This is a genomic window from Catelliglobosispora koreensis DSM 44566, assembly GCF_000379685.1.
GTDB classification, from domain to species: Bacteria; Actinomycetota; Actinomycetes; order Mycobacteriales; family Micromonosporaceae; genus Catelliglobosispora; species Catelliglobosispora koreensis.
This window is the reverse complement of sequence record NZ_KB903255.1, coordinates 164,554-173,765: the sequence shown is the minus strand read 5'-3', so window position 1 is coordinate 173,765 and position 9,212 is coordinate 164,554. Positions and strand designations below refer to the sequence as shown.

The following is a 9,212-nucleotide window of genomic DNA, read 5'->3' as shown; positions in this document are numbered from 1 at the left end:
GGTGGAGTGGGACTCAAGCGTGCGGACGGATGGGGCGGTGACGGAAGGGGTGGGGACGGAAGGGGTGCGGACGGAAGGGGTGCGGACGGAAGGGGTGCGGACGGAAGGGATGCGGACGGAAGGGGTGCGGACGGAAGGGGTGCGGACGGAAGGGGTGCGGACGGAAGGGGTGCGGACGGAAGGGGTGCGGACGGAAGGGGTGCGGACGGAAGGGGTGAGGAAGGAAGGGGTGAGGACGCCGCCGATGACGAGGAGGGCGGCGATGAGGTCGGTGGGGTGGAGGGGCTCGCCGAGGAAGAGGGCGGCGGAGGTCATGCCGAAGAACGGGACGAGCATGGAGAAGGGAGCGACGGCGGCGGCTCCGTTGCGGCGGATGAGAATGCCCCAGAGGGCGAAGCCGGCGAGGGTGGAAACCCAAGCGATGTAACCGATTGAGGCCACGAGCGGCAGATCGACAGTGAAGGAAGGGACGCCTTCGAAAGTGAACGAGAGGACAGCGAGCGGAAGGGTCGCCACGGCGGAGACCCAGACCATGAAGCGCAGCATGTCGGGCGGGGCGGCCTTGCGCATGGCCACATTGGACACTCCCCAGGCTGCCGCTGCTCCGATCACGAGCAGGAAGGCGCCAAGGGGGCCGGAAGCGCCGAAGCGGACGGCCACGAGCAGGATGCCGATCGCGGCGACGGCGAGTCCGGCGAGCTGAACGAATCGGGGGCGTTCCGTCAGAAACAAGAAGGCGAAACCGACCGTGAAGATGGCCTGGCTTTGCAGCACGAGGGAAGATAGGCCCGCCGGCATGCCAGCGGCCATCCCGCCGAATAGAAGGCTGAACTTCACGACGCCGAGAACAAGGCCGATGCTAATCACCCACCGCCAGGGCACCTGTGGTTTGCCGACGAAGAAGATCGCCGGGAGGGCGGCCACGGCGAAGCGCAGGGTTGAGAACAGCAACGGGGGCATGCGATCGAGGCCCGTCTCGATGGCGACGAAGTTGCAGCCCCAAACGGCGGCAACGACGACGGCCAGGGCTATGTCCCGCGGTCTCATGAGTTCAGCCTGGTACCAGCAAATGGTTTAGCACTAGCAAATGTTTCTGAAGCCTTCGTTTAGGATTGCTTCATGCTGGATCTGAACCGTCTGCGTGCACTCGATGCGCTGGCTAAATGTGGCACGGTGCATGCGGCCGCCATCGCGCTGCATTGCACGCCGTCGGCTATCTCACAGCAGCTGGCCAAGCTGGAGCGCGAAACCGGAACGGTCCTGTGCGAAAAGGACGGCCGTGGTCTGCGGCTCACGGATGCCGGGCGCTTGCTCGCGGCGAGCGCTGTCACCGTGTTTCAGGAAGTCGAGCGAGCGGAGGCCGCGCTCGCCGCGCATCATGCCGTGGTCGGCGGACGGGTCACGATCGCGACGTTCGCCACGGGTTGCCGGGCACTGTTGCCCGCGGCTTTGGTGAGCTTGCACGAGAGCCATCCCGCGTTGGCGACATCGTTGCTGGAGCTGAACCCGTACGAGGCGATGAGTGCCCTGAATCGCGGTGAAGCGGATGTGGCGGTCGTGGATGACTGGCCCGAGGTTAGCCTGGCTCTTCCTGCCGGACTGTCCTATGTGGAGCTTGGCATCGACACCGCCGACCTGATCGTGCCGTCGGATCACGCGCTGGCCAAGGCCGAACGCGTGACGCTGGAGCACGTGCGCGACGAGCGCTGGATCGCCTCCCCGCCCGGCACGATCTGCCATGACTGGCTGATGCGGGTGTTGCCGGGCCTTGAAGCCGACTACCTCGTCGGTGAGTTCGAGACGCAGCTGACGCTCATCGCGGCCGGGCTCGGCGTGGCTCTCATCCCGAGGCTGGCGCGCAACGGGCTTCCACAAGGTTGCGTCGCCGTGCCGGTGCGGCCGATCCCGAAACGGCGCGTGATGGTGGTGTGGCGGACCTCGTCGGAGGCCCGCCCAGCGGTGATGACCACGGTTGACGCCATGCGTCAGGCGTGGGCTACGCATCAAAGAGGGCGCTGACCGATTCTCCATTGTGGATGCGGCGGATAGCTTCGGCGAGGGCCGGCCCGATCGAGAGCACCTTGAGCTTGGGCGAGGGCACCTGGGGAACCGTGTTCGTACTGACGATTTCGAGCACGTCTGGCGCGGCTGCCAGGCGTTCCAGCGCCCCGTCGGCGAACAACCCATGCGTGCAGGCGATCCGGACTGACCGTGCGTTGAGTTCGCGCAACCGGTCGAGAAGTTCAATCACCGTGCTGCCCTTGGCGATTTCGTCATCGAGCACGATGATGTCGCGGCCCGCTATGTCACCAATGACGGAACTGATGACGACCCGGTCATCGGGGAAGCGCTGCTTGGCTCCCGCCGCGACCTGAACGCCGAGGAGGCGGGCGAACGCGGCGGCTTCCTTCGCGTTGCCAAGATCGGGCGAGACCACCGTCGTGTTACTGAGATCGTATTGCCGGAAGTGCGCGGCCAGCTCCCGCAACGCGTGCAGATGGTCGACCGGCACACTGAAGAAACCGTGGATCTGTGGTGAGTGGAGGGTCATCGCCAGCACCCGCTTGGCACCAGCCGTGGCGAGCAGATCGGCGACGAGACGGCCACCCATCGAAATGCGGGGCGCGTCCTTCTTATCTGAGCGGGCATAGGAGTAGTGCGGCATAACGACCGTCGTGCGCGCGGCGGACGCTCCGCGCGCCGCGTCGAGCATCAGCAGCAACTCGACAAGATTCTCCTGCACGGGTTTGACGAGCGGCTGGATGAGGAAGACATCACGCTCACGGCAATTCGCCTGAAGTTGCACTTCAAGGCAGTCGTTGGCGAAGCGCTGAACCTTCGTCGGCTGCAACGGAATGTCGAGGTGAGCACAGATCTCTTCGGCTAATTCGGGATGGGCACTTCCACTGAAAACCGCGATGTCACGCACATTGCCGAAGTCTACAAGGCGCCGGAATCGTTTGATCTTCGTGCGGGTGGCGAAGATGCTGGGGTGGCTGGGTGTTGGGGTGGTGCTCACGGCGGCAGGGGCGTTGCCACCGGTGGATGGCTACCAGCCTTACGTCCGCAAGAACGTCGTCAACTGCGGCAACGATAACTTTGTGGAGCAGCCGGGAGCCGTCGAGTTCCGCGACATGATCCTTAGCCGTGTCGGCGGGGGAAACTGGGGAATCTTCGCGTGCTCAGGTTATGAGCACGAAGAAGGCCGCGCCTGGGACTGGCGCGTCAACGCGGGCGATCCGTTTGACAGTGCCCGCGCACAAAGCGTGCTCAGCTGGCTCACCTCCAACGACAACGAGATGGCACGCCGCCTCGGGCTCGCCTACATAGTGTGGAACCGGCGCTACATCAGCTTCTCAGAGGGGCGTGAGCACTACTGGGTGGACTATACTCCTTGCACGGCAACAAGTTCGGCGAGTCAGTGCCACACCAACCATGTGCACTTCTCCTTCTCGTGGCCCGGCGCCCGGCGAGAAACGACGTGGTACACCACGCATCCCAAGCCAGATATCTGGTACCCACAAATGCCTTTGCCTTTGCACGTGCTGTTGAACACCGGCGGTGGCGGCGTTCATGGCACGCGACGGGTCGATGGCTCGTGGAGCCCGTTCAACAACATGGGCGCCGCGGCACTAGCGGCGGCCGTCGCACGAGGAGTGCCGCACAAGTTCGGCGCGGCCAACGGACGGCTGTTGCACGCGGCGGGCGACGCGGGGTGGGGTGACCTTTTCGGTCAGATCGGGGAACTTCCCGGATTCCGGTACGGCTCAGCAACGGCCGTAGGCGTCGACGTTCACTTCGTCGCCGTCACTGACGCGGGAGTGTTTCACACCGCGCGCAGCAACGACGGGAACTGGCTCGGCTGGACCCATGTCTTGCCGCGCAACGATGTTCACCGTGTCGCCGTCGCCGGATCCGGCGATGTCCTGCACCTCAACGTGCTCGCGGGCGGACGGTTGCTGCACGCCACCCGTGAGCACAGCGGTGCCTGGAGCGGATTCGGCGATGTGCTGAACCAACTGGGCAACGGCAACCACATTGGCGTGCCCTCCGACGTCTCCAGTGCCGCGACGGGTGGTCTCATGCAACTCGTCTTGGCGACCGATGGCGGACGCCGTCAGTTCCACATCGTGCGGCGAGGCGACGGTTCCTGGGTGGGCGCGGGCGATATGCAGCTTGTCAACGGCTACATGGGGCCAGCGGCCGCCATCTCCACCGCCAATGTCAGCAGCGATCTGCACGTCACGTTTGTTTCCGTTGACGGCTCGGTCTGGCACACGATCCGGTACGGGGACGGGACGTGGCAACGGTCCGGGCAGGTGCCGGGTGTTCCCGGATCCGCCAGAACCGTTGCTACAGCGGGAAACTAACGGACCGCTTCGAGCGCTTCCTGAACCGTGAACGCCCCGGCGTAGATGGCCTTGCCGGTGATGACACCCTCGACACCGATCGACTGGAGCCCGGCGAGCGCGCGCAGATCGTCCAACGTGGACACTCCCCCGCTGGCGATCACCGGTGCGTCAGTCGCGGCACAGACGTCGCGCAGCAGATCCAGGTTGGGGCCCTGCATCGTGCCGTCTTTGTTGATGTCGGTCACGACGTAACGCGCACAGCCCGCTTTGTTAAGCCGCTCAAGCACTTCGTAGAGATCGCCGCCGTCACGGGTCCAGCCGCGGGCACTGAGCGTGCGGCCCCGGACATCGAGCCCGATCGCGACCCGGTCACCGTATTCGCCGACGATCCGGTCACACCACTCAGGATTCTCCAGGGCGGCTGTGCCGATGTTCACGCGCGCGGCACCCGTGGCAAGCGCGGCGACAAGCGAAGCGTCGTCGCGAATGCCGCCCGACAGCTCCACCTTGACGTCCAGTTTGGAAACGACGTCGGCGAGCAGAGCCGCGTTGGAACCCCGGCCAAAGGCGGCGTCGAGGTCAACGAGATGGATCCACTGCGCCCCCGCCGCCTGAAAGTCCATCGCCGCGGCGAGCGGATCGCCATAGACGGTCTGTCGCGCGGCGTCACCTTGCACCAGGCGGACCGCCTGGCCACCGGCCACGTCCACCGCGGGCAGCAGGTCGAGAGCCATCTCTTACGCACTCCTCTTGTCGAAAATCAGGATCACCAGCACCGGAAGGAACAACAGCACCAGGCACGTCAAGGCAATGGCCAGCGCGACCGACTGCGTGAAATACCAGACGATCGTAAGCAGCGCCAGGCCAAGCACGGCGATGAACACACGCTCACCACGGCTGCGGCGCGCCAGCTTGCCACTGCTGCGCTGCCTCGCCTCATAGAACGAAACCTTGCGCCACAAGGCATGCCGCTGCTTGCGCCGGGCCGCCCTCCTCGCTTCCAGCTCCTGTGCCTTGCGCGCTTCCAGCTCACGCTGGGCCCGCTTCACGGCTCGCGTCTTAGCCAAGGCCGCGTACCCAATTGCTCAGCAGCCGGGCACCAACGGCACCCGACTTCTCCGGGTGAAACTGGGTCACCGCAAGCGATCCGCGCTCGGCGGCAGCCACAAAAGTCGCGCTCTCGTGTGTCGAGGTGGTGACGAGCGCGACGCCATCGAGGTCGCCATTCGGTGTCACCGCATAGGAATGCACGAAATAGGCCCGCGCGTCAGCGTCGATTCCCTCGAAGAGCACCGACCCGGCCGGCGCGTCGAGCAGATTCCAGCCCATGTGCGGCACACGCTTGGCGGCCAGCTTCGTCACACTCCCCGGCAGCAAGCCGAGTCCTTTGGTGACAATGCCGTGCTCGTCCCCGGAATCGAACATCACTTGAGCACCAACACAAATTCCCAAAACCGGTCTTCCAGCGTGCACTCGGTCCGCTATCACCGGCCCGGCCTGAGCCGCCTCAATCCCAGCCATGCACGCCGCGAACGCGCCCACGCCAGGAACGACGAGACCGTCCGCCTGTGCTGCCGCTTCGAGATCGGGCGTCACCGTCACGTCCGCCCCGGCTGCGGCCAGCGCCCGCTCCGCCGAGCGCAGGTTGCCCGACCCATAGTCGAGCACGACTACCCGCTTCATGCCGAACCGCCTTGCGGCGCTTCGCCTGCCGACGCGGCCGCGTGGAACGTGAGCGCGGCGAAGGTTTGCGCGGGGAAACCGGCCGAGCCCAAAGCGGCCGCAGACAAGCCGGCCGCAGACAAGCCGGCCGCGGGAAAGGCGGACGCGGGGAAAGTGATCGCCGGGAAGGTGGGCGCGGGGAAGGTGGGTGTCCTCATAGGACGCCCTTGGTAGAGGGGATGCCGCCGCCGGTAATGGCGACCGCGTCCCGTAGCGCACGGGCGACCGCTTTGAACTGGCCCTCGACGACGTGGTGCGCGTCGGGGCGCTGGCCGGGGCGGGACGCGCGCAACACGTTGACGTGCAAGGTGATGCGGGCCATCTGACCGAACGACTCGAAGATGTGCCGCGTCATGCTCGTGGGGTAGACCGGCCCGATGTAGGGCGCGAGATCGAGCGGCTCCTCGTGCACGATGTAGGGCCGGCCGGACAGGTCGACCGCCGCTTGCACGAGCACCTCGTCCATCGGGATGACCGCGTCTCCGTAGCGCCGGATGCCGCTCTTGTCGCCGAGCGCCCTGGCGAAGGCCTCACCGAGCGCGAGAGCGGTGTCTTCCATCGTGTGATGCGCGTCGATCTCCAGGTCGCCTTCGGTGTGGACGGTCAGGTCAAACCCGCCGTGCCGGGCGATCTGGTGCAGCATGTGGTCGAAGAAGCCGATGCCGGTGCTGATGTCAGCCTGCCCCGTGCCGTCCAGGTCGATCGAGACCTTGACCGAGGTCTCCTTGGTGACCCGCTCAACGCTGCCTTGCCTCATCGGAGTTTCTCCATAGCCTCTAGGAAAGCCGTCGTTTCGTCGGGAGTGCCAGCGGTGACGCGCAGCCAGCCGGTGAGCCCAACGTCCCGCACGAGTACACCCTGATCCAAGAGTGCCTGCCAAGCCAGTTTCTGGTCGGCGAACTCCCCGAACAAGACGAAGTTGGCGTCAGAGTCAGCCACCGTGAAACCGGCGGCGCGCAGCGACGTGACGATCCGGTCGCGTTGCTCTTTGATCGTGTTGACAGTCCCGAGGAGCAGGTCGCTATGAGCCAGCGCGGCCCGGGCGGCAGCCTGGGTCAGCGCGGACAAGTGGTAAGGCAGCCGCACTAGCTGGATATCGTCCACAATCGACGCGTCGGCGGCCAGGTAGCCGAGCCGTGCTCCGGCGAACGCGAACGCCTTGCTCATCGTCCGGGTGACGATCAGGTGCGGGTAGGCGTCCAGTAACGACAGGGCGCTTGGCGTCTCGGGCCTTCGGAACTCCGCGTATGCCTCGTCGACGACGATCAGCCCCTGCTGCTCCTGCAACGCGGCTTCGACCACGTCGAGCGGAAGCGCTGTGCCGGTCGGATTGTTCGGCGAGCACAGGAACGTGATCGCTGGCTGGTGCTTTCGGATCTGCTCCACCACATGCTCAGCCGAGAGCGTGAAGTCGGGCAGGCGGCCACCGTCAGCCCACGGGGTCGCGGTGCCCAGGGCGAGCAAGGGATGCATTGAGTAGGAAGGAACGAAGCCGAGCGCTGTGCGGCCCGGCCCGGCGAACGCCTGCAACAGTTGCTGCTGCACCTCATTTGACCCGTTGGCCGCCCAGACCTGTTCCGTGCGCACGCCGAGGTAGGCCGCGAGGGCGTCCCTTAGCTCCACCGCGTCGCGGTCGGGATAACGGTTCAGTCCTCTGATCTCAGCTGACAGCGCTCTTTCGATCGCGGTGGCGAGCTCATCTGGTACACCATAGGAATTTTCGTTGGTATTCAAGCGAACCGGCACGTCGAGCTGTGGTGCCCCGTAGGCCGACAGCCCTTGCAGATCGTCTCGTAAGTAGGAACTCATGAGAACCTCACGGAGACGGCCTGACCGTGCGCGGGCAGATCCTCCACTGTGGACAGTGTCACGACGTGTGGCGCGACCTCGCGCAAAGCCTCTTCGGTGTAGTCGACGATGTGTACTCCGCGCAGGAACGTCTGCACGGAAAGACCGCTGGAGTGCCTGGCACAGCCGCCGGTCGGCAGCACGTGGTTGGACCCAGCGCAGTAGTCACCGAGCGAGACGGGCGAGTAGGCACCGACGAAAATGGCCCCAGCGTTGGTAACCCGCATGGCGAGCGCCCGGGCGTCGCGCGTCTGGATCTCCAGGTGCTCGGCCGCGTAGGCGTTAGCCACCTCGAGACCTTGCTCCATATTGGACACCAGGACGACACCTGACTGCGGCCCGTTCAGCGCCGCGTGAATCCGTTCCGCGTGCTTAACCTCTTGCGCCGCAATGGCTTTGTCCACCTGATCGGCGAGGTCCTCGGAGTCGGTGATGAGCACGCTGGCCGCCAGCGGGTCGTGCTCGGCCTGGCTGATGAGGTCGGCGGCGACGTGACGGGGATCGGCCGTGTCGTCGGCGAGGATGGCGATCTCGGTCGGACCCGCTTCGGCATCGATGCCTACCACGCCACGCACCAGGCGTTTGGCGGCGGTCACCCAGACGTTGCCCGGCCCGGTGATCATGTCGACCGGTGCGCATTCGTCAGTGCCATAGGCCATCATCGCGATCGCCTGAGCGCCGCCCACGGCGTAAACCTCGGTGACGCCAAGCAGAGCGCACACGGCGAGCACCCGCTCGTCGGGCAGCCCGGTCTCCTTCTGCGGCGGGCTGCAGACCACGAGCTCCTTGACCCCGGCGATCTGGGCCGGGACGACGTTCATGATGACCGTCGATGGGTACATGGCCAGGCCACCCGGAACGTAAAGCCCCACCCGGTTGACTGGGATCCAGCGTTCCGTGACCGTCCCGCCCGGCACGACCTGGGTCGTGACATCGTGGCGCCGCTGGTCCTCGTGCACCTTGCGGACGCGCTTGATCGCCTCCAGGAGCGCGGCTTTGACCTCAGGCTCCAGCGTGGCGCCGGAGGGCGATACCCGAAGCTTGGTCAGCGTGACGCCATCGAAGCGTTGCGTGGCCTCGATCACCGCGGGGGTGCCATGATGCCGGACCGCCTCCACCACCGGGCGGATGCTCTCCACCGCCTCGGAAACATCGAGCTGCGCACGTGGCAGCACCTTCCGGGGGTCGGTCGCGGAATCCCGCAGATCAATCCGGCTCAGCACCCTATCCGCCTTTCGGGGCGCGGCGGCTCGCATCACGAGGCCGCCGCGGACAAGAAGGACAAGTCTA

11 protein-coding genes are annotated in these 9,212 nt (G+C 65.8%); 2 read left to right on the top strand and 9 right to left on the bottom strand.

Going from position 1 to position 9,212, the window contains the following annotated elements; genetic code table 11:
* On the bottom strand, nt 1-1,047 hold a 1,047-nt coding region (locus A3E1_RS40650), incomplete at its 3' end, for an EamA family transporter (protein ID WP_020521944.1).
* A gap of 72 nt (nt 1,048-1,119) precedes the next feature.
* Between A3E1_RS40650 and A3E1_RS0116725 the strand changes: the two genes are divergently transcribed.
* Entirely contained in the window at nt 1,120-2,019 is a 900-nt protein-coding gene (locus A3E1_RS0116725; protein WP_020521943.1) for a LysR family transcriptional regulator, read from the top strand.
* On the opposite strand, the gene A3E1_RS0116720 is transcribed toward A3E1_RS0116725, so the two are convergent.
* Nucleotides 1,997-2,929, bottom strand: a complete 933-nt coding sequence (locus A3E1_RS0116720; RefSeq protein ID WP_026208515.1) for a ribose-phosphate diphosphokinase — start codon at nt 2,927-2,929, stop codon at nt 1,997-1,999. The genes A3E1_RS0116725 and A3E1_RS0116720 overlap by 23 nt on opposite strands.
* Before the next feature lie 46 nt (nt 2,930-2,975).
* Here A3E1_RS0116720 and A3E1_RS0116715 point away from each other — a divergent pair, with 46 nt between their 5' ends.
* Complete coding sequence (locus A3E1_RS0116715; protein WP_157631562.1) at nt 2,976-4,370, top strand: hypothetical protein; 1,395 nt, start codon at nt 2,976-2,978, stop codon at nt 4,368-4,370.
* Here A3E1_RS0116715 and priA read toward each other — a convergent pair.
* Genes priA through hisD form a run of 7 tightly spaced genes read right to left on the bottom strand, consistent with a single transcriptional unit; the run spans nt 4,367 to nt 9,145 of the window.
* Nucleotides 4,367-5,086, bottom strand: coding sequence for a bifunctional 1-(5-phosphoribosyl)-5-((5-phosphoribosylamino)methylideneamino)imidazole-4-carboxamide isomerase/phosphoribosylanthranilate isomerase PriA (gene priA, locus A3E1_RS0116710; RefSeq protein WP_020521940.1), 720 nt, complete (start codon nt 5,084-5,086; stop codon nt 4,367-4,369). The genes A3E1_RS0116715 and priA overlap by 4 nt on opposite strands.
* A 3-nt stretch (nt 5,087-5,089) precedes the next feature.
* The gene (locus tag A3E1_RS0116705; protein ID WP_020521939.1) at nt 5,090-5,401 is read right to left on the bottom strand and encodes a hypothetical protein; all 312 of its coding nucleotides are present in this window, start codon (nt 5,399-5,401) and stop codon (nt 5,090-5,092) included.
* Between the two features lie 10 nt (nt 5,402-5,411).
* Nucleotides 5,412-6,035 (bottom strand): imidazole glycerol phosphate synthase subunit HisH, encoded by a 624-nt coding sequence (hisH, locus tag A3E1_RS0116700; protein WP_020521938.1) that lies wholly within the window; start codon nt 6,033-6,035, stop codon nt 5,412-5,414.
* Complete coding sequence (locus tag A3E1_RS0116695; protein ID WP_020521937.1) at nt 6,032-6,232, bottom strand: hypothetical protein; 201 nt, start codon at nt 6,230-6,232, stop codon at nt 6,032-6,034. Before A3E1_RS0116695 ends, hisH begins: the two co-directional genes overlap by 4 nt.
* Nucleotides 6,229-6,831 carry an imidazoleglycerol-phosphate dehydratase HisB gene (gene hisB / locus A3E1_RS0116690; protein ID WP_020521936.1) on the bottom strand — a complete coding sequence of 201 codons (603 nt, stop codon included), beginning with the start codon at nt 6,829-6,831 and terminating at the stop codon, nt 6,229-6,231. The genes A3E1_RS0116695 and hisB overlap by 4 nt, the downstream gene beginning before the upstream one ends.
* Nucleotides 6,828-7,883: a histidinol-phosphate transaminase gene (locus A3E1_RS0116685; RefSeq protein WP_020521935.1), complete on the bottom strand. Its 1,056-nt coding sequence runs from the start codon at nt 7,881-7,883 to the stop codon at nt 6,828-6,830. Before A3E1_RS0116685 ends, hisB begins: the two co-directional genes overlap by 4 nt.
* Nucleotides 7,880-9,145 carry a histidinol dehydrogenase gene (gene hisD, locus A3E1_RS0116680; RefSeq protein WP_020521934.1) on the bottom strand — a complete coding sequence of 422 codons (1,266 nt, stop codon included), beginning with the start codon at nt 9,143-9,145 and terminating at the stop codon, nt 7,880-7,882. Before hisD ends, A3E1_RS0116685 begins: the two co-directional genes overlap by 4 nt.
* Between the last annotated feature and the right edge of the window lie 67 nt (nt 9,146-9,212).